The sequence below is a fragment of the Micromonospora sp. NPDC047467 genome (assembly GCF_040643095.1).
GTDB lineage: Bacteria > Actinomycetota > Actinomycetes > Mycobacteriales > Micromonosporaceae > Micromonospora.
Genome location: NZ_JBEYTO010000002.1, coordinates 818,472 through 838,847, shown reverse-complemented (window position 1 = coordinate 838,847; position 20,376 = coordinate 818,472). Strand labels below are relative to the sequence as shown.

The window sequence follows — 20,376 nt, the reverse complement described above, 5'->3', positions numbered from 1 at the left end:
AGCCGATGTTCGAATACGCACCCGCCCCCGAGTCCCGCTCGGTGGTGGACCTCAAGCCCTCGTACGGGCTGTTCATCGACGGCAAGTTCGTCGACCCCACCGACGGCGGCAGCTTCAAGTCGATCAATCCCGCCTCCGAGGAGGTGCTGGCCGAGATCGCCGAGGCCGGCGCGGCGGACGTGGAGCGTGCGGTGCGCGCCGCGCGGAAGGCGTACGACAAGGTCTGGGGTCCGATGCCGGGCCGGGACCGGGCGAAGTACCTGTTCCGGATCGCCCGCCTCATCCAGGAGCGCTCCCGCGAGCTGGCCGTGCTGGAGTCACTCGACAACGGCAAGCCGATCCGGGAGTCCCGCGACGTCGACCTGCCGCTGGTCGCCGCGCACTTCTTCTACTACGCGGGCTGGGCCGACAAGCTGGAGCACGCCGGGTTCGGCCCGAACCCGCAGCCGATCGGCGTGGCCGCGCAGGTCATCCCGTGGAACTTCCCGCTGCTCATGCTGGCCTGGAAGATCGCCCCGGCCCTCGCGGCGGGCAACACTGTGGTCCTGAAGCCCGCCGAGACCACCCCGCTGACCGCGCTGCTCTTCGCCGAGATCTGCCAGCAGGCCGACCTGCCGGCCGGCGTGGTCAACATCGTCACCGGCGCCGGCGACACCGGCCGCGCCCTGGTCGAGCACCCGGGCGTGGACAAGGTCGCGTTCACCGGCTCCACCGAGGTCGGTCGCGCCATCGCCCGATCCGTCGCCGGCACCCGCAAGAAGCTCACCCTTGAGCTGGGCGGCAAGGCCGCCAACATCGTCTTCGACGACGCCCCCATCGACCAGGCCGTCGAGGGCATCGTCAACGGCATCTTCTTCAACCAGGGGCACGTCTGCTGCGCAGGCTCGCGCCTGCTGGTCCAGGAGAACGTGGCCGACCGCGTGCTGGAGTCGCTGAAGCGACGGATGGCTCTGCTCCGGGTCGGTGACCCCCTGGACAAGAACACCGACGTCGGCGCGATCAACTCCGCCGCCCAGTTGGAACGGATCCGCGAGCTGTCCGACGCCGGCTCGGCCGAGGGCGCCGAGCGCTGGTCGCCGCCGTGCGAGCTGCCCGAGCGGGGCTTCTGGTTCGCGCCCACCATCTTCACCGGCGTCACCCAGGCGCACCGGATCGCCCGCGAGGAGATCTTCGGCCCGGTGCTGTCGGTGCTCACCTTCCGCACGCCGGCCGAGGCCGTCGAGAAGGCCAACAACACGCCGTACGGGCTGTCGGCCGGGATCTGGACCGACAAGGGCTCCCGGATCCTGTGGATGGCCGACCGGCTGCGCGCCGGGGTGGTCTGGGCCAACACGTTCAACAAGTTCGACCCCACCTCGCCGTTCGGTGGCTACAAGGAGTCGGGCTACGGTCGCGAGGGCGGCCGGCACGGGCTGGAGGGATACCTCAATGTCTGAGCGGGTCGCGGTACGCAAGACGTACAAGCTCTTCATCGGCGGGAAGTTCCCGCGCAGCGAGTCGGGACGGTCGTATCTCGTGCAGTCCTCGAATGTGTCACTGGCCTCCCGCAAGGACGCCCGGGACGCGGTGGTCGCCGCCCGCGCCGCCGTGAAGGGCTGGGCCGGCGCGACCGCGTACAACCGGGGTCAGATCCTCTACCGGGCCGCCGAGATGCTGGAGGGCCGCCGCGAGCAGTTCGTCGCCCTCGGCGTGCCCGGCGACGAGGTGGACGCCGCGGTGGACCGCTGGGTCTGGTACGCCGGCTGGGCCGACAAACTCGCCCAGGTGTACGGCGGTGCCAACCCGGTCGCCGGCCCGTACTTCAACATCTCCGCTCCCGAGCCGACCGGCGTGGTCGCGGTGGTCGCCCCGGAACGCCCGGCGCTGCTCGGCCTGGTCAGTGTGATCGCCCCGGCGATCGTCACCGGCAACACGGTGGTGGTGGCAGCGTCGGCGACCGAGCCCCTCGCGGCGGTGACGCTGGCCGAGGTGCTGGCCACCTCCGACCTGCCCGGCGGGGTGGTCAACATCCTCACCGGCGCGATCACCGAGACCGCGCCGACGCTGGCGGCGCACATGGACGTCAACGCGATCGACCTGACCGGGGTGAGCGACCCCTCGCTCGCCACCGACCTGGAGGTCAAGGCGGCGGAGAACCTCAAGCGGGTGCTCCGGCCGGCGCTGGCCGAGCAGGACTGGTCCGCCGACCCGGGCCTGACCCGGATGACCGCCCTGTTGGAGACGAAGACGGTGTGGCATCCCAAAGGGGTGTGATCGGTCGCGGCCTGTTGGTTTTCCGGGGGAGCCCGCCCACTCCGGGCGGTCAGGGTTGATCCCTGCGTGGGCGGGCTCCCCCGGAAAACCTGACCTGGGTCCGGTCCGTCGTGATGGTGGATCTCGGGGGTCCTGCCTCGGGGGGAGTTGATCCTGGGGGTGCTGCCTCGGGGAGGGTTGATCTACTACCGGGGGTAGGATTGTGGCGTGACTCGGTTGGGCGATCTTGAGCGTGCGGTGATGGACGTGCTGTGGGACGTGGTCCCGGGCACGTCGGACGGTGTGACCGTGCGCGAGGTGGCCGACGCGCTCGAAGGCCGCGAACTGGCGTACACCACGGTGATGACCGTGCTGGACCGGCTCGCCGGCAAGGGCATGGTGCAGCGGGAGCGGGAGGGTCGCGCCTGGCGCTACCGGCCCGCGGCCAGCCGTGAGGCGCACATCGCCCAGCTCATGCTCGACGCCCTCGACCTGGGCGGCAGCCGGGACGCGGCGCTGGTGCGCTTCGCCCGCTCGGTGACCGGCACCGAGGCAGAGGTGCTGCGGGCTGCCCTCGGCAGCGAGGCCGGCCTGACCGGGCCTGCCTCCACGGGTGGGGCGGATGCGGAACTGACGGACCGGGTGGACGGGCCGACTGGCCGGCGACCGGCCGGCGAGGCAGCGGAGCGGTAGCGCGTCATGGCCTACGCCGCGCACTTCGCCGCCACCATGCTGGCCTGCTATCTGACCGCTCAGGTGCTGGCCCGCTCCACCTGGACGTGGCGCAGCCCCCGGGTGGCGATCATCTGTTGGCAGGCCGTCGGGTTGGCGTTAGGCCTCTCCGCGATGGGTCTACCGATGGCGCTCGGTCTGTCCGCGTACGACCTGCCGACCGGGCGCGCACTGCTCGCCCTGACCAGCGACCTCGTCCACGGCACCCTGCCGGCCGGCGAGACCGCGTTCCACCTCGCCGGGGTCGGGGTCGGCTTCGGCATCGGGGCGGTGCTGCTCGGCACGACCCTGCGCAGCATTCACGGCGCCGTCCTCGCCCAGCGCCGGCACCGGGACCTGCTCACCCTGGTAGCCCGCAACGACCCGGCCGCGCCCGGCGCGCTCGTGCTGGATCACCCGAGTGCCGCCGCGTACTGCCTGCCAGGTGTCCGGCCACAGGTGGTGGTCAGCGCCGGCACGCTCAGCCTGCTGGATCGGGCCGAGTTGGCGGCGGTGCTCAGCCACGAACGCGCGCACGCCAACGAACGGCACGACCTGGTGCTGCTGCCGTTCACCGCGCTGTGCCGCGCGTTGCCGTGGTTCGGCTGGGTGCGTGACGCGCACGAGCGGGTCGCCCTGCTGGTCGAAATGCGCGCTGACGACAAGGCGCGCGAGCTGCACGCCGAGGCGCCCCTGGCGGGTGCGCTACGCCGGTTCGCCGCCGCCGGCCACCGGATCACACCGGCCGGCGCGCTGGGCATGGGCGATCGGGACCTGGACGTACGGATGCAACGCCTCCTGATCAGCGACCAACCGCCCCGGGTGCTGGGCGCCATCGCCCTGGCGGTCGCCACCACCCTGGTAGCCCTCCCGATCAGCCTCTTCCTGAGCTGACCCCCGGCACACACCCGCACACCCCACACCGCGCGACTCCATACCGGGCGCAGCGCGCCCCACACCGCGCGCCCCCACACCGCGCAGCGCGCCCCCACACCGCGCCGCGGGACTCCGCACCTGCCGCAGCGCGGCCGGACCGCGCCCCGCGTCTGACCGCGCGGCCCTCCCTCAAGATCGCGCTCGATCCAGGATCGAGTGGCATCTCGCGGCCCACGAGGCCACTACATCCAGGATCGAGCGCGATCTTCAAAGCCATAACCACTACATGGTGTCATCGACGCTGGATCGATAGGTAGAGAGGCTACGTGTAGGGTTGCTATCTCAAGGGAGACTATCTACGGGGAGCTGGCCATGGACACGCTGCTCATCGCCCGCCTGCAGTTCGCCACCACCACCTCGATCCACTTCCTGTTCGTGGTCGTCACGCTCGGGCTGGTCACCCTGCTGGTCGGGATGCAGACCGCCTGGGTGCTCACCGGCAACCCGAGGTGGGAGCGGCTCACCCGCTACTGGGGTCAGCTCTACGTGATCAATTACGTGCTCGGCATCGCCACCGGCATCGTGATGGAGTTCCAGTTCGGGCTGAACTGGAGTGGGCTGTCGCGCTACGTCGGCAACGTCTTCGGCGCTCCGCTGGCCATCGAGACGCTTGTGGCGTTCTTCCTGGAGTCCACGTTCCTCGGGATGTGGATCTTCGGCTGGCACCGGCTCCGCAAGGGTGTCCACCTCGCGCTGCTCTGGGGCGTGGCGCTCACCGCGTACGCCTCGGCGTTCTGGATCATGGTGGCCAACTCCTGGCTCCAGAACCCGGTCGGCTACGAGGTCCGCGACGGGATCGCCCACCTCACCGACTTCGGCGCGCTGCTCACCAACCCCAGCCTCGGCATGGCGTTCGGGCACGTGGTGTCCGCCGCGCTGCTGGTCGGCGGGATGCTGATGGCGGCCGTGAGCGCCTGGCACCTGATCCGGCGTACCCCCGACTTCCTGCTCTTCCGCACCTCGCTGCGGATCGGCCTGGTCACCTCGGCGCTGGCGATCACGCTGGTGCAGGGCTTCGGCTTCGCCCAGTTCGGCCCGGTCGGCGACGTGCAGCCGACCAAGTTCGGCCAGGGTCCCGGGGCGCAGGCGCTGATCGCCGACTGGACCGCGCGGTTCGGTCCCGGCGACTACACCCCGCCCGTGCTGGCCAATGTCGGGCTGGGCTTCATGATCCTGATCGGCTTGACCCTCGGCTGCGTCTGGCTCCTACTCCCCCTGCTCTTCAAGGACTGGATCATCCGGCTGCGCTTCCCGCTCTGGCTGATCCTGCTCGCCCTGCCGCTGCCGTTCGTCGCGGTGATCCTCGGCTGGATCGCCCGGGAGGTCGGCCGCCAGCCCTGGGTGGCGTACGGGCTGCTCCCCACCGAGCAGGCGGTCTCCCCGGTCGGCGCGCCCATCATGCTCGCCTCGCTGATCGGCTTCAGCCTGCTGCTGGGCACCCTCGCTGTCACCAACTGGGTGCTGCTCGCCCGGCACGCGGCGCGCGGCGCGGCCGACCCGGCTCTCGGCCGCCCACCGGCGCCGACCGACGAGCCGGCCCACCCCGAGCCCACCCTCGTCTGAGGAGATCACCGTGGCCCTCGCCTGGTACGCCCTGCTCGGCCTCTTCTTCGCCACCTACCTGGTGCTCGCCGGCTACGACTACGGCGTCGGTCTGCTGCTGGCCCGCGGCATCGGGCCCGCCGGTCGGCGCGGCGCACTCAACGCCCTCGGCCCGTTCTTCCTCGGCAACGAGGTCTGGCTGGTCGCCGCCGTCGGCATCCTGTTCGGCGCGTTCCCGCTGCTGGAGGGCGAGCTGCTCGCCGGCTGTTATCCGGCCGTCGCCGGCGCGCTGGTCGGGGTCGTCCTGGTCACCGCCGGGGTGCAACTGCGCAGCCGACCGGGCGACCAGCGGACCCGCGCCCGCTGGGACCGGGTCGTGATCGTCGGCAGCACGCTCGCCGCGCTGGGCTGGGGCGTGCTGCTGGCCGCCCTGCTGCAGGGCGTACCCCGCCAGGCCGACGGGCACGTCGCCGGAGTGTCCCACCTGGCCACCCCGTTCGCCGCCGCCGCCGGGCTGGCCATGGTCGCCCTCGTCGCGGTGCACGGTGCGACGTTCCTCACCCTGCGACTGCCGGTGGCCGACGCCGCCGTGGTCGGCCGCACGGCCCGCCGGCTGGTGCCGGTGGCACTGTCCGCGATCGCCCTGGCCACCGTCGTGGGCCTGCTCTCCGCTCGGGTACGCGACACCGTGCAGCGGCCGGCGGTGGGCGTACTCCTGCCGGTGTTGCTGGTGGGGGCGCTGCTGGCGGCCCGCGCGGCGCTGGCGCGGCGGCGGCCGGGGTGGGCCCTGGTCGCCACCGGCGCGGCCCTGGCGCTGCCGGTGGTGCTGGTGGGTGCGGCGCTCTGGCCCTACGTGCTGGTGTCCACGGCCGACCCGAATGCCTCGCTGACGGTGGCCGACGCCGCCGCGAGCACACCGACGTTGCGGCTGCTCGGCTGGGTGGCGCTGCCGCTGCTGCCGGCCCTACTAGGCTTCCAGGCGATGTGCTGGTGGGTTTTCCGGGGACGGACCGACGGCAGGGCACCGGTGTACTGGTGAACCGTCGTCCCTTCGACCCGCGTCTGCTGCGTCGGGTCCCTGCGGCCCGGCGCGACCTCGCCGTGCTCGCCCTCCTCGGCGTGCTCGCCGCCGGGTTGATCATCGCGCAGGCCACCGCGCTGGCGGCGGTGCTGGCCACCGCCTTCGACGGGCGGCTGAACCGGCCGGCGCTGGCGGGGTTCGTGGTCGCGGTCGCCGCCCGTTCGGCGCTGGTCTGGGCACAGGGCACGGTCTCCGCGCGGGTCGCCGCCACGGTCAAGGCCACGCTGCGGGCCGACCTGTTCCAGGCCGTGGGCCGGCACGGGCCGGGGTGGGTGGCCGGTCAGCGGGCCGGTCAGCTCGCCACCCTGGCCGGCCGCGGGCTGGACGCGCTGGACGCGTACTTCACCGGGTACCTGCCGCAGCTGGTGCTCAGCGTCACGGTGCCCGTGGCGGTGCTGGCCCGGGTCGTCTTCGCGGACTGGAGTTCGGCGCTGATCATCGCGCTGACCCTGCCGCTGATCCCGATCTTCGGCGCGCTGCTCGGCTGGCAGGCGCAGGCCGCCACCGAACGGCAGTGGCGGCGGCTCTCCCTGCTCGGCGGGCACTTCCTGGACATGGTCGCCGGGCTGCCCACCTTGCGGGCGTTCGGCCGGGCGCGGGCGCAGACCGAGGTGGTGCGCCGGATGGCGGACGGGCACCGGGTCGCCACCATGAAGACGCTGCGGATCGCGTTCCTCTCCGCTCTGGTGCTGGAGCTGGTCGCCACCCTGTCGGTGGCTCTGGTGGCGGTGCCGGTCGGCATCCGACTGCTCGGCGGCGGGCTCGCACTGCAGACCGCGCTGCTGATCCTGCTGCTCACCCCGGAGGCGTACCTGCCACTGCGGGCGGCCGGCAGCCGTTTCCACGCCAGCATGGAGGGGCTCACCGCGCTGGACGAGGCGCTCACCGTCTCGGCCGCCCCCGCGGCCCCCCGCGCCAGCGAGGGCGCAACCACCCCGCACGGGCGAGGCGAGATCCGGTTCGAGGGCGTGACCGTGGCGTACGAGCGGACCACCGCACTGCGCGACGTGACCCTGACCATCCGGCCCGGCGAGCGGATCGCCATCATCGGGCCCAGCGGCGCCGGCAAGAGCACCCTGCTCGGCCTGTTGCTCGGCTTCGTGACACCGACCAGCGGCCGGGTCACCGTGGACGGCGTCGACCTCGCCAGCGCCGACCCGGACGCGTGGCGTCGACAGGTCGCCTGGGTGCCGCAGCGAGCCCACCTCTTCGCCGCCTCGCTGGCCGACAACATCCGGCTCGGCGCGCCGGACACCCCACCGGAGGCGCTCGCCTCGGCGGTGCACGACGCGGCCCTGGACGACGTGGTGGCCGGCCTGCCGGACGGGCTTGACACGCTGCTCGGCGAGCGCGGGCACGGACTCTCCAGCGGGCAGCGGCAACGTGTCGCCCTGGCCCGGGCGTTCCTGCGGGACGCCCCGCTGGTGCTGCTCGACGAACCCACCGCGCGACTGGACACGGCCGCCGAGACGGTGGTTCTCGACACCACCCGCCGGCTGGTCTCCGGGCGGACCGCGCTGCTGGTCGCACACCGGCCGGCGCTGCTGGCCGACGCCGACCGGATCCTGCGCATCGAGGACGGCCAGGTCACCGAGCTGACGCCGAAGGTGGCCCGATGAGCGCGGCACCAGTGCCACCGGCGACCGAGCCGGCCCCCGCCGACGCGACCCCGGCCGGGCGGATCGCCGCCGAGCGGGCGGTGCTGCGGCTGGCCCGCCCGTACCTGAACCGGCTGGTCGGCGCGGGGTTGCTCGCCGCCACCACGGAGTTCGCCGGGCTCGCGCTGATGGCCACGGCGACCTGGCTGCTGATGAGCGCCGCGGGCCAGCCTCCGCTGGACCGGCTCACCGTGGCGATCGTGGCGGTCCGGGCGCTGGCGATCAGCCGGGGCGTGTTCCGCTACACCGAACGGCTCGCTGGGCACGATGCCGTCCTCCGCATGATCACCGACGTCCGGGCCCGGGTCTTCGCCACCCTCGCGGCCCGCCGCACCACCGGGCACCGCTCCGGGGACGTCCTGAGTCGACTGGTCTCCGACGTCGAGGCGGTCCAGGACCTGCTGCTGCGGGTGCTGGTGCCCGGTGCGGCGGCGGCCCTGGTCGGTGTGCTGGCCGTGGGTGGCGCGGCGCTGATCTCGCCGCCGGCCGCCGGGGTGCTCGCCATCGGCCTGCTCGTCGCCGGGGTGGCGCTGCCCGCGCTGGCCACGGCGGTCACCCGACGCAGCGCGGCAGAGGTGGCCCCACTGCGTGGTGCGCTGGCCACCGACGCGGTCGACCTCACCCACGGCGCCGCCGACCTGGCCGCGTTCGGCGCGACCGACGCCGCGCTGCGCGCCGCCGAGCACCGCGCCGACCGGCTGGCCCGGCTGGAACGCCGGCTGGCCGCCACCGGATTCGCGGTGGACGCGGCCGGGGTGCTGACCGCCGGGTTGACGGCCGCCGCCGTGGTGCTGGTCGCGCTCGCCGCCGACGTGCGGGGGGTACTGATCGGCGTGCTGGCCGTCGGCTCACTGGCCGCCGTCGAGGTGGCGCTGGCCCTGGTCGCGGCGGCCCGGCAGTGGACCCAGCTGCGGCCCGGCCTGGCCCGGGTGGCCACCCTGCTCGACGCCGAGACGCCGGCTCCCGAGCCCGTCGAGACGGATGGCGGCGTCGCCCGCGACGTCCCGCACGAGCTGCGGTTCACCGACCTGACCGTGCGGTACCGGGCCGGTGCCGCACCCGCGCTGGACCGGCTGAGCCTGGACCTGCCGGCCGGCCGGCGGATCGCGGTCGTCGGCCCGAGCGGCGCCGGCAAGAGCACCCTGGCCGCCGTGCTGACCGGCGCGGTCCGGCCCACCTCCGGCCGCGTCACCCTGGCCGGCCGCGACCTGTCCACGTACGCCGAGGAGGACCTGCCCCGCACGGTCGGTGGGCTGCTCGCCGAGGCGTACGTCTTCCACGCCACGGTGCGGGAGAACCTGCTGCTCGGTCGGGCCGGTGCGAGCGACGACGAGCTGGCCGCGGCGACCGCCGCCGCCGGCCTGCTCGACTGGGTACGCGCCCAGCCGGCCGGCTGGGACACAGTCGTCGGCGAGGAGGGTGGTCAACTCTCCGGCGGCCAGCGGCAGCGGCTCGCACTCGCCCGGGCCCTGCTCGCCGCGCCCCCGGTGCTGGTGCTCGACGAACCCACCGAAGGGCTGGACCCGGCCGCCGCGGACTCGGTGCTCGCCTCCGCCCTCGCCGCCACCCCCGCCGGGCACTCGGTGCTGCTGATCAGCCACCGGCTCAGCGGGCTGGCCGAGCTGGACGAGATCGTCGTCCTGGACGGCGGCCGGGTGATCCAACGCGGCCGACACGCCGAACTCGTCGCCTCCCCCGGCTGGTACCGGGACCAGTGGCTGCTCCAGGCGGCGGCCGAGCGCGGATATCTGGCGCTCGCCCCCTGAGCCGGCTCGGGGACGGACCAGGGTTCTCCCCGACGTGAGGACGTTGCCGTCCGTGGCAGGGTGGTTGTCATGCCACGCGCTGAGGACGTCCTGGTGGAGGAACACCTGCGGGAGTTGGCCTCCCGATTGCACGGGCCGGCGCGGCTGAAGTCCGACCTGCTGACCGAGGCGCGACACGACCTGCTGGACGTCGTCGACGCGTACCGCGAAGACGGGGTGCCGCCCACGGAGGCGCAGCGGCGAGCGGTGATCGAGTTCGGCTCACCGGCGCAGCTGCTCCCCTCCTGGCAGGCCGAACTGGCGGTGGCGGCCCTGCGCGGGCTCTCCCTGCGGATGCTGGCCGTGGCCGGGGTGGCGGTGGTGGCCGGCGACCTGACCTGGCGCGGGTCGAGTTGGAGTGACGGCGCGCCGCCCCCGCCGGCCGCCTATCGTCTGCTGTCCACATCCGTCGACTGGATCTGGATGGGCGCGCTGCTGCTCGCGGTGGCCGGCCTGCTGGTGGTGGCGGCGAGCGCCCGGTCGCCGCGACCGGGTCTGGCGGCCGCGCAGCGGGCGGTGGGTGCCGGTCTGACCGGCACGCTGGTGCTCGGCATGCTGTCCGGTGGCGCACTGTTCGCCTGGTCGCTCGACCGGTGGGACGCCGCACTGACCTGGCCGCCGATGATCATCGGGCTGGTGCTGGCCGGCGCGGCGTACTTCTCGCTGACCCGCGCGGCGCGCGGCTGGCTGCGGGCCGCCGTCGCCCGCTGACCCGCGGCTCGGTGCGTTCAGGCCGGGGTGGTGGGCGGGGTGCCGGGGTCGAGGAACCTGCCGACCGTCACGCGGAACTCCTGCCACCCGGCCCGCTCCCCGGCCAGCGCCCGACGGCCGGAGTCGGTGAGCTGGTACGTGCGCCGCTCCCGCCCGTTGACAGTGCTCCAGGTGCTCGCCACATGCCCGGCGCGCTCCAACCGGCGCAGCGCCGGATAGATGGTGCCGGTGGGCAGATCGAGACTGCCGTCACTGCGTGCACGCAGCGACTCGATGATCGCGTAGCCGTGCAGCGCACCCTGTTCGAGAACGGCGAGCAGAAGGGCGTCGAGGTGGCCGTGCAGCGACTGGGCCTTCATGCGTAGCAACGCTACTTGTCAGGCGGCCTGCGCGCCACCGCCACTCACCCGCAGGCCCGGCCGGTCATCGGGGTGCGGGCTCCAAGCTTCCCGAGCCGCCGACTAGGGTATGTGCCCAGAGTCACTCGTCGGTTCGAGACGCCGACGGGTCAGCAACCCGAAGCACACGGAGGTCAGCGTGGCCCGCCAGTCGCCCCAACGGCCCGACGCCGACGAGCCCGAGCTCGACGACACCACCGGCCCCGAGCCCGACGAGGCCGACGAGGCCGACACCCCCCGCGCCGCGATCGACCGGGCGCTCTGGGAGGAACTGCGGATCGACCCGGTGGAGATCGCCCTGCCCGCCGGCACCGGCTTCACGCTGCGGGCGTACCGGCCTGCGGGGTCGCTGACCCCGACCGACGTGACCGAGCGCGACCAGGACGACCCGTTCCTCGCCCGCCGCCAGGCCATCGAGGAGGAGGACGACGAGGAGGTCGTCATCCTCGACGAGGAACTGGCCGAGGAGTTCGCCGACAGCGACGAGGACGAGCCGTCGCGTCGTCGCCGGGGCGGCACCACGGACGCCGACGCGACCGACGACGACGAGGCCGACGACGAGGACGCCACCGACGAGGCGGACGACGAGGAGGTGCCGGCCTTCCTCAGCCACCGGGGCAAGCTGCTGCTGTTCAAGACCCCCGAGTCGTTGGTGAGTTTCATCCGTTCCGGCGCACCGAACGACCTGTCCCAACTGGACAGCTGGAATGAATTGTCCGAACGGGTGGAGCCGGCCGATATCGTGCCGCTCGACGAGGACACCTACGAGCTCGACCTCGTGGTGGAGAACCTGCGCGGCGGGCACGACGCCTGGGATTCGACCCTGCTCATCGAGGCCGGCGAGGTCGCCCGTGACCTGGCGTACGCGTTGCGGCTGCCCGCGGTCCTGGACATGCTCTCCGCCGGTTCCAGCCTCGACAACCTGGACGAGGCACTGCGGGCAACGGTCAACGGCGGGATCGGCGGTTTCATGGGCCGGCGGCGGTTGAAAAAAATCGGGGCACAAACCGCAAGTCTGGGTTGGCGCACCATTGTCGGCAAGATCTCTGCGGTCGTGGACTGGCGCGACTGACCCGTACCGGGGAGCATCAGTTGCTGGCAGTAGAAAGACCTGTCCCGGGAGGAGGACGACGCCTTGGCGCTCGTGCGCGTGTACTGCGGTCTGGCCTCGGCGGATTCGGCTGACCGACCGGCTCCGGTCAGGTCGACGCTGACGTCCGCGGTGGTTGACGACGCAGGCCGTCTGCTTCATGTCAGCGAGATCAGTGATGACGCGGCTGGCTACGCCCAGCTCGTCGCGCTGCTCGTGGAGCGGTCGGGCGGGCCGAGTGGTGCGGCCATCGCCGCCGACAGCGACGACCACACGGTCACCTCGCTGTTGAGCGCGGCGGGTCGCCCCCTGGCGATCGCGGACGACGACTCGGTGGACGACTTCGCCGAGCGGTTCGCCGACGACGACTCGCTGGAGGAGATGCAGTCACCGCCGGCCGAGCGGCGTGCCGTCGGTCTGGCCCGTGCGTTGCAGGCGGGTGCGCTCTCCGCTGTCACGCTGCCGGCGCCCCGGGACCTCGCCGGCTACAAGCAGGTGCTCGCCGCGCACGCCGCCCTGGCCAGCGGTCGGCACTCCGCCGCGGTGGCGCTGCGTGAGGTGCTGCGGGAGCTCTACCCGGCGGCGCTGCGCGCGTACCCGGATCCGGCCGAACCGGTCTCGCTGGCGGTGCTGGACGCACTGCCCGAGCCGGGCATGCTCGGCGGCACCGTCGCCCGGGGTCGTGAGGTGTCCGTCGCCGCCGACGCCATTGCCGCGCACCTCGCTGCGGACGGGGTGGCCGACGCCGAAGAGATCAACGAGGCGGTCACCGCGCTGCGGGTCGCCATCTCGGAGACGCCGCGCCGCGCCACGGTCAACCGGGCACTCACCTCCGCCGTGGCCGAGACGGTCCGGCAGGCCGTCGCCTCCGTACGCGCCTGCGACGCCGGTTGCGAGGCGCTGGTGAGCGCGCTCAGCGCGCGGGTCAGGACGCCCGCTCCGGCTCCCGGTCGCCGGGCCGCCACCCGTCGTGGCGACTCGATCGGCGAGCTGGCCGGCCTGACCAACGCCGACACCGGCCTGACCAACACCGGCGCCAGCCTGACCAACACCGGCGCCGGCCTGCGTGCCGTCCGACCGACCCCGACCGCCGCCGAGCCCACACCCGTCGTCGGCCGACGCAGCCGCCCCGAGCCGGCCCCGGGCAGCGCCCCGCTGGCGTCACCGCGTCCGCTCGGCCCGCCGCCGGTCGCCCCGGCCCCGATCACTCCGCCGCCGGTCGCACCCGCACCGATCGCACCGGCCGCCGCGATGGCCGGCCCGCCGGTGTCGGCGCTCCCCGGCCGCGCCGAGCCGCTCCCGAGCCGGATCGACGGCCCGACCAACCGCCCGGTCTCCTCGCCGCCGCCCCCGCCGCCCGGGATCACCCCGATCGCTCCGGCGCAGCGTGGCACCGTCCCGCCGGCCGAGGCGGGCGAGCCGTTCCGGCCGACCCTGACCACCGCCGCGATCAACAACGCGCGGGCCGAGAGGCAGCGCACGGTCATCCCGCCCCGCCCAAAGACCAACGGCGAACGGCCGAGTCACCTGCAGCGGCCGGTCGACGAGCCGCCCACCGGCGGGTTCAGCGCCACCGACCTCAGCATCCCGGTGCCCGCCCCCCGGCCGGGCCAGGAGCAGGCGCCTCCGGGCTCCCGGGCGAACTGGCCGCTGGTCAACAATCCGGAGGACCCGGCCGACAGTTCGCCGAACAACCCGGCCGCCTACTCGTACGGCGGCGGCCGTGGCATCGACGCCCCGACGGACCCGGGGCGGGCCGACGGTCGGGTCACCCCGCCCTGGCTCGCCGACGACCTGCCGCAGGAGCCGCCGATGTTGCGGCTCGTCGAGCCGCCACCGCTGGCCGACCGGGCGCTGCGGGAGGGGCTCAACCCGTCGACCGACCCGCGCCTGGAGACGCCGCCGCTGCGGCTCGTCGACCGGGAGCAGGCCGCCCGCAACGGCCGCCCCGCGCCTCGCGTCGACCGTGCCCCCGAGCACCGGCCGGCACCGCCGGTCGAGCACCGGCCGCCGCCGGTGGCCGACGAGGGCGACGGTGACCTGCTGATCTTCGCGCAGGCCAAGTCCGCCTGGTTCGTCGGGCAGGCCGAGGAGTCCGACCTGGACTGGTCGACCACGGCCGACACCGGTTGGCAGGCCGCCGAGCAGGCCGCACGCCCCTTGGTGGGCGCCGAGACCAACGCCGGGCTGCCGAAGCGGGTGCCGCAGGCCAACCTGGTCCCCGGTTCCCCGATACGCGAGGAGCGTCCGCTGCGGATAGTGCGTGACGCGGCAAGCCTCGCCGAGAACACCACCGGCTACTTCCGCGGCTGGCGTCGCGGGCAGGAGATCGGCGGGTTCGCGGTGGGCGGCCGGCCGGGTCGCGAGGCTGCCGGCGGCTGGGATTTCAGCCGCGACCACGGCGACCGCGACGACGACCGCGAGTACGAGTACCGCTCCGCCGGCTACCAGTCCTGACCGACCGGCAGTCCCGGCTCCGCCACACGTGCCCGTCCCGCCCTCAGACATCGAACCTGAGGGCGGGGCACCGGGTTCGGCACCTCTCCCCCACCAACGCAAAAGATCTTGGACATGAGTGGCCCCTGTCGGGGCGGCTCCCATCCAAGATCTTTTTGCGTTGCGCAGGCGCGCCCGGGAGGGGTGTCGGCTCGGGCAGCACTCAGCGCCCGGTGGCGGCCAGGGCCACCACCGGGCGCGGGATCGTCCCGGTCAGGCCGGGGCGACGGCGCGCGTACGGCGCATGGTGAGCACGTACTCGACCAGCGAGATCAGCACGTGCTTCGTCGACTCCCGGTTACGGGCGTCGCAGGCCACCACCGGCACGTCGCTCGAGATCGCCAAGGCGTCCCGAACGTCCTGCGGGTCGTGGTACTGCATCCCGTCGAAGCAGTTGATGGCCACCAGGTACGGCAGCCGCCGGTGCTCGAAGAAGTCGATCGCCGCGAAGCAGTCGGCCAGCCGGCGGGTGTCCACCAGCACGACCGCGCCGATCGCGCCCCGGACCAGTTCGTCCCACATGAACCAGAATCGGGTCTGACCCGGCGTACCGAAGAGGTACAGGATCAGGTCACGGTCGATCGAGATCCGGCCGAAGTCCATGGCCACCGTGGTCGTCGTCTTGCCCGGCACCTGCCGGGTGTCGTCGACGCCCACGCCAGCGGAGGTCATGATGGCCTCAGTGGTCAGCGGCGTGATCTCCGAGACCGAGCCGACCAGCGTCGTCTTACCGACGCCGAACCCACCGGCAATAACGATCTTCGCCGACGTCACGCGCCCGCTCGGGTTCGGCGGGCGGTGCGACATGTCAGAGCCTGCGAAGTCCACTCAGCACCCTCTCCAGCAGTTCAGTGCCCACCGCGTCGTCGGAGTCGTCCAGGATGGTCGGCTCGTGGACCGCGACCAGGCCGTCCGTCGCCATGTCGGCGATGAGCACCCGGGCCACACCGAGCGGGAGCTGCATCCGCGCCGCGATCTCAGCGAGCGATTGCACGCGTCCGTCACACAGCGCGGCGATGTACTGGTGTTCGCGGCCCTGGCCACCGTTGCCATGAGCAGCGGCCCGGCCGCGCACCGTCGTCTCGACGAGCGCCTCCAGCGCGATGTCGAGCCGGGGACGGGTACGACCACGGGTCACGGCGTATGGACGGACCAACGCTCCGGTCGGTTCGTCACGATCGGCCATGTCGCCGCTCACCTCCTTCGCACCCGGTACCGGCTCCCACCGGTGAAACTCGTCGTTGTTGTCGTTGCAGTTGCGCCAACCTCAGGTTGGTGGGACGTCAGCCCAGCATGCCCGCGGCCGCACGCGGCTGCGGGGTCAGGGCGTCGCCCACCCGGTCGACCAGTAGTGCCATCTCGTAGCCAACCTGCCCCACGTCCGAGCTGCGGGCGGCCAGCACCGCGAAGGACGAGCCGTCCGAGATGGACATCAGGAACAGGAAGCCATTGTCCATCTCTACGACGGTCTGGAGTACGGCGCCTCCCTCGAAGCAGCGGGCCGCCCCCTGGGTCAGACTGACCAGACCGGACGCGATCGCGGCGAGCTGGTCGGCCCGGTCCCGCGGCAGATCCCGTGACGACGCGAGAAGCAGGCCGTCCGCCGAGACGGCGACCGCATGCGCGACACCGGGCACCCGGTCGGCGAAGTTGGCCAGCAGCCAACCAAGATCCTGCGTAGTTGTCATCCTTCTTGCTCCTTCTGCCCGCTCCCGGCCGCTGGGCCTGAGCCAGACTGCGAGGATTGCTGCCCTCCCGGAGTCGCCTCCGGGCTGGTCGGGGTGTCCGAGGTGTTACGCCCTCGCTGCACGCCCCGGTGGTAGGCGGAGAGCAGGCCACGGACCGCCTCCGGGGAACGCCGCTGGACCGAGGTGGCAGGCTTCTCAACCGCGCCCGGCACCAGCTGCGCCATCGGCTTGCGCTTCGGCAGACCGGTCGTGGTGGTCTCGTTCACCGGGGCCGCGCTGGCCGCTGCCGAGGCGGCACGCCAGCCGTCGTCGGCGGCGGTCTGCCAACCGTTGGTCTGCGGCTGGGGCCGGCGGTTCGGCAGGCTCTCGGCGAGACTGGGGCGCGCGCCCCCGTTCGCTGTCGACCCGTTGTCCCGCGGCGCTCCTCCGGTCGTCGGAGTCTCTGCCATCGGCGTGTTACCTGTCGTCCCGGGTGGTGTCTTGTGGACTGTCCGACCGGTGGCCTCGACCGTGGCGAGCTGCTGGGTCGCGTCGCCGCCGTTCGCCGCCGGCTTGGCGGCGGCAGCCGCCTCCTCCGGACCCGGACGGCGGGTACGGAACCAGGCCGACTCGAGCTCCCGGAAGATCGGCAGCTCCATGGTCTCGTCCGCGTACCGCTGCCGGTTCTGGGCCTGCGGCTGCTGGGGCGCCGGACGGCTCTGTGCCGGCGCGGGAGTCGCCGGTGGCTGAGCCGCGGCGGTCTGCTGCTCGGCGCGCGGCACCCGGGGCAGCTCCGTCGTCATGTCCAGGGCGGCGGCGAGCCGCTCGGGCACCGGCGGGGTCTGCGTGTCCCGCTCGCCGCCCGGCACCGGCGGCCAGGCCGGCGGCGCGGGGGCGCTCGGCCCAGGGTCGGGCGGGGCGGACCGGGGCGTGAAGCCGCTGAACGACTGGCCGGCTGCCGGCGGCGCCGAGTACGGCTGCGCCGAGGCGGGCGGCGCCGAATACGGCTGCCCAGAGTACGGCTGCCCGGAGGCGGGTGGCGCCGAGTACGGCTGGCCGGAGTACGGCTGGCCCGAGGACGGCGACGCGGACACCGGCGGGCCGGCGTACGGCTGGCCGGAGGCCGGAGCGGCGGACACCGGCGGGCTGCCGTACGGCGCACCCGAGTAGGGCTGCCCGGAGTACGGCTGGCCGGAGGACGGCGAGGCGGAGACCGGCGCGCCGGAGTACGGCTGCGCGGAGACCGGCGGCGCGGAGTACGGCCGCGCTTCCGGGCTGCTGGGCAACTGCCGGGGGATGCCCGGCTGCTGCTGACCGGTGGTCGTGGGCTCGTCGCCGGCCCGGCGCTGCGGCAGCGGATCGATCGACTGGCCGTTGGTCGTCCGGGGGGTGAACCCGTCGCCGCCGTTGGCGCCGTTCGTCGCGCTCGCGCCGGTCAGGTCGGACCAGGCCGGCATCGAGCGGTACGCACCGGTGTTGGCGGGCGTGCCGGCGCCGTTGCGCGAAGCCGGGTCGAACGGCCGACCGCCCAGGGTGACCTGGTTGCCGGACTCGCTGGGACGGGGGCCGTTGCCGAGCGCGGGCAGCGCGCCGAGCGCCGACGGTGGCCCGCCGTACTGTGGGCCAGCCGCGGGCAGGGCCGGTGGCTGCTGCTGCCGGCCGGAGAGCGCCCGGGGCACCAGCACCGAGGTCGGCAGGGTCACGTCCGCGACCGTGCCGCGGTCGGCGCCGGGACGCAGCTCGACACGGACCCCGTGCCGCGACGCCAGGCGGGCGACCACGACCAGGCCCATCATCCGGGACACGGCCACGTCCACCTGCGGGGGCGTCGCGAGCCGCTCGTTGAGCTCGTGCAGCTGCTCACGGCTGATGCCGATGCCGCGGTCCTCGACGTAGAGCGAGGCGCGGTCGCCGACCCGGCGGGCCTCGACCATCACCTGCGAGTCCGGAGGGGAGAACGCGGTGGCGTTGTCGAACAGCTCGGCGACGAGGTGCACCAGGTCGTTGACCGCGTGCGCGGCGACCTCGATGTCGCGGTCGATGACCCCGAACTCGATCCGGGTGTAGTGCTCGACCTCGGACTGGGCGGCGCGCAGCACGTCGATGAGAGCGGCGGGCTCGCGCTGCACGCGGGTGGAGTCGGCGCCCGCGAGCACGAGCAGGTTCTCGTCGTTGCGGCGCATCCGGGTGGCCAGGTGGTCGAGCTGGAACAGCTCGGCCAGCCGGTCCGGGTCCTCCTCGCCGCGTTCCAACCGGTCGAGGTGCCCGATGAGGCGGTCGACCAGGATCTGCGAACGGCGGGCGAGGTTGACGAACATGGTCGCGACGGAGGCGCGCAGTGCGGCCTGCTCGGCGGCCGTCCGGACGGCTTCCAGGTGGACGGCGTTGAACGCCTCGGTCACCTGACCGAACTCGTCCTTGCTGCGGACCGGCAGCGGCTCGGCGATCTGGTTGGCCAACTGCACCGGGGAGAGCTGGCCGACGACCTGCGGGTCACGGAGTCGGGCCACCGCCTGCGGTAGGCCGTACTGGGCGACCGCGAGGGCACCCTGGCGCAGCTCGCGCAGGGAGCGGGCCATCGAGCGGGCGACCAGGTACGCGAAGAGGATGGCCAGCAGCAGCATGCTGAGCAGCAGGCCGGTCTCCAGGAAAACCTGGCGCTGGACGTCCGCGCGCAGGTTGTCGGCCTCGGCGACCACGTCGCCGTCGAGCTTCATCTCGACGGTGCGGATCAGCTTGGCGTTGGCCGTCATGGCCGAGTCCCACTGGTCCGGGCCGAATGGCGCGCCGCGCATGTCGCCGGTGGTGTTGCCGTCGATCCAGCCGATGTAGTTCTGTGCCTCGCGGCGGTCACCGCCGGCGACCGTCTGGTCGTGGAACTTCGCCTCGTCGGGGCTGGCGGCGGCCTTGAAGCTCTGCAGCGCCTGCTGCTGGCCGGTGCCGCTGGCGATGTATTCGGTGCGGAGCGCCGGGGTCAGCCGCTGCCCGCCCTGTACGCCCAGCGCGCGGTGCACGACGACCCGGCGGACGGCGAGGAATTCCTTCTCGCGGGCGACCGCCGCGGCGGCGCGCATCCGGTCGCTCAGGTCGTTGTCGCCCGCGAGCTGGGTGGCCGAGTCACGGATGGCGAGCAGATCGTTGATCAGGCCTTCGTACGCCTGGGTGGCCTCGGCGAGCTTGAGCTTGCCGCTGAACACCTGGCTCCGGACGCCCGGCAGGTCCTTCAGGCTCTGGTCGATGCCGTCGAGCAGACCGTCCAGGCTGCCCGTCAGGTCGTCGATCTGGCCACGTTGCTGCCGGTAGGTGCCGGTCGCCCGGTCAACCCGGGTGTTCACCCGGTTGTAGGCCTCCTGGTACTGCGCCTTCGGCTGCGTCCCGGTCGCCTGGAGCAGCAGCACGGCGGTGGTCCGCTCATCCTGCAGTGTGTCGACCAGGTCACCGGAGTAACTCGACAGGCTAGCCAGGTCGCCAGCGCGGTTGGCATTGTCGAGCGTCTCCAGGTGGTCGACGAGACCACTGGTGCCCACCACGATCGTGGCGATGGTCGGCACGATCATGATGAGACCGAGCTTGGACCAGATCGGCATGTCCCGGAGCCGGCTGGCCGGCCGGCCGAGCCGCGACAGGAAGGAGCCCGCCGTCTTTGGCCGTTTGCTCACGTCACCGCCCTCGCGATTACAGCTTGAACGCGTTGCCCCGGGCAACGCCCAGCGACCGACCCGGCGGGTCGGACCCCCGAGATTCCATCACGCCGCTCGGCAAGAAGAAAGCCCAGGTTGTCACCCGCCGAAGGTGTGATGAGATGTTGATACGTTTTGATAGCAGTCCGTCTGGTCGGAGTAACTGAAGGTAATGGAACATCGGCATCGTGTTGTCCTGCTCGCCGGCCCTTCTGGCTCCGGAAAGTCGTACATAGCACGGCAAACTGGCCTGCCAGTGCTTTGTCTGGACGACTTCTACAAGGACGGCGATGACCCTACGTTGCCGCGACGAAACGGCCAGGTCGATTGGGATTCACCTCAGTCCTGGGACGCGGGGACGGCCGTCGA

General features: G+C 73.0%; 16 protein-coding genes. 11 read left to right on the top strand and 5 right to left on the bottom strand.

Annotated elements, in window-relative coordinates; genetic code table 11:
- Window positions 1-5 precede the first annotated feature (5 nt).
- From ABZ780_RS08115 to ABZ780_RS08075, 9 genes are all read left to right on the top strand, one after another.
- The gene (locus ABZ780_RS08115; protein WP_357485150.1) at window positions 6-1,436 is read left to right on the top strand and encodes an aldehyde dehydrogenase family protein; all 1,431 of its coding nucleotides are present in this window, start codon (window positions 6-8) and stop codon (window positions 1,434-1,436) included.
- A complete protein-coding gene (locus ABZ780_RS08110) occupies window positions 1,429-2,253 on the top strand; it encodes an aldehyde dehydrogenase family protein (RefSeq protein WP_357485147.1) in 825 nt (274 codons plus the stop codon). The genes ABZ780_RS08115 and ABZ780_RS08110 overlap by 8 nt, the downstream gene beginning before the upstream one ends.
- A 207-nt stretch (window positions 2,254-2,460) precedes the next feature.
- Complete coding sequence (locus ABZ780_RS08105; protein ID WP_357485144.1) at window positions 2,461-2,925, top strand: BlaI/MecI/CopY family transcriptional regulator; 465 nt, start codon at window positions 2,461-2,463, stop codon at window positions 2,923-2,925.
- 6 nt (window positions 2,926-2,931) lie between these two features.
- A complete protein-coding gene (locus ABZ780_RS08100; RefSeq protein WP_357485141.1) occupies window positions 2,932-3,837 on the top strand; it encodes a M56 family metallopeptidase in 906 nt (301 codons plus the stop codon).
- A 354-nt stretch (window positions 3,838-4,191) separates the two neighbouring features.
- A complete protein-coding gene (locus ABZ780_RS08095) occupies window positions 4,192-5,442 on the top strand; it encodes a cytochrome ubiquinol oxidase subunit I (protein ID WP_357485139.1) in 1,251 nt (416 codons plus the stop codon).
- 10 nt (window positions 5,443-5,452) lie between these two features.
- The gene (locus tag ABZ780_RS08090) at window positions 5,453-6,460 is read left to right on the top strand and encodes a cytochrome d ubiquinol oxidase subunit II (RefSeq protein WP_357009205.1); all 1,008 of its coding nucleotides are present in this window, start codon (window positions 5,453-5,455) and stop codon (window positions 6,458-6,460) included.
- Entirely contained in the window at window positions 6,457-8,121 is a 1,665-nt protein-coding gene (cydD, locus tag ABZ780_RS08085) for a thiol reductant ABC exporter subunit CydD (protein ID WP_357485136.1), read from the top strand. The genes ABZ780_RS08090 and cydD overlap by 4 nt, the downstream gene beginning before the upstream one ends.
- The gene (cydC, locus tag ABZ780_RS08080) at window positions 8,118-9,926 is read left to right on the top strand and encodes a thiol reductant ABC exporter subunit CydC (RefSeq protein WP_357485133.1); all 1,809 of its coding nucleotides are present in this window, start codon (window positions 8,118-8,120) and stop codon (window positions 9,924-9,926) included. The genes cydD and cydC overlap by 4 nt, the downstream gene beginning before the upstream one ends.
- 69 nt (window positions 9,927-9,995) lie before the next feature.
- Entirely contained in the window at window positions 9,996-10,676 is a 681-nt protein-coding gene (locus tag ABZ780_RS08075) for a permease prefix domain 1-containing protein (protein WP_357009214.1), read from the top strand.
- A 17-nt stretch (window positions 10,677-10,693) separates the two neighbouring features.
- Here the strand turns inward: ABZ780_RS08075 and ABZ780_RS08070 are convergent, their stop codons facing one another.
- Window positions 10,694-11,035, bottom strand: a complete 342-nt coding sequence (locus ABZ780_RS08070) for a helix-turn-helix transcriptional regulator (RefSeq protein WP_357009217.1) — start codon at window positions 11,033-11,035, stop codon at window positions 10,694-10,696.
- Window positions 11,036-11,144: 109 nt separating this feature from the next.
- Here ABZ780_RS08070 and ABZ780_RS08065 point away from each other — a divergent pair, with 109 nt between their 5' ends.
- Both ABZ780_RS08065 and ABZ780_RS08060 read left to right on the top strand, forming a co-directional pair.
- Complete coding sequence (locus ABZ780_RS08065; RefSeq protein WP_357009219.1) at window positions 11,145-12,146, top strand: DNA primase; 1,002 nt, start codon at window positions 11,145-11,147, stop codon at window positions 12,144-12,146.
- 39 nt (window positions 12,147-12,185) lie between these two features.
- The gene (locus ABZ780_RS08060) at window positions 12,186-14,621 is read left to right on the top strand and encodes a transposase (RefSeq protein WP_357485332.1); all 2,436 of its coding nucleotides are present in this window, start codon (window positions 12,186-12,188) and stop codon (window positions 14,619-14,621) included.
- Window positions 14,622-14,873: 252 nt separating this feature from the next.
- Here the strand turns inward: ABZ780_RS08060 and ABZ780_RS08055 are convergent, their stop codons facing one another.
- The 4 genes from ABZ780_RS08055 to ABZ780_RS08040 form a co-directional block, all read right to left on the bottom strand.
- Window positions 14,874-15,467 (bottom strand): ATP/GTP-binding protein, encoded by a 594-nt coding sequence (locus ABZ780_RS08055; protein WP_007455465.1) that lies wholly within the window; start codon window positions 15,465-15,467, stop codon window positions 14,874-14,876.
- Window position 15,468: 1 nt separating this feature from the next.
- On the bottom strand, window positions 15,469-15,846 hold the full coding sequence (locus ABZ780_RS08050) for a DUF742 domain-containing protein (protein WP_355592580.1): 378 nt from the start codon (window positions 15,844-15,846) through the stop codon (window positions 15,469-15,471).
- A gap of 97 nt (window positions 15,847-15,943) precedes the next feature.
- Entirely contained in the window at window positions 15,944-16,348 is a 405-nt protein-coding gene (locus ABZ780_RS08045) for a roadblock/LC7 domain-containing protein (protein ID WP_007455462.1), read from the bottom strand.
- On the bottom strand, window positions 16,345-19,986 hold the full coding sequence (locus ABZ780_RS08040; RefSeq protein WP_357485129.1) for a nitrate- and nitrite sensing domain-containing protein: 3,642 nt from the start codon (window positions 19,984-19,986) through the stop codon (window positions 16,345-16,347). Before ABZ780_RS08040 ends, ABZ780_RS08045 begins: the two co-directional genes overlap by 4 nt.
- Window positions 19,987-20,376: the final 390 nt, after the last annotated feature.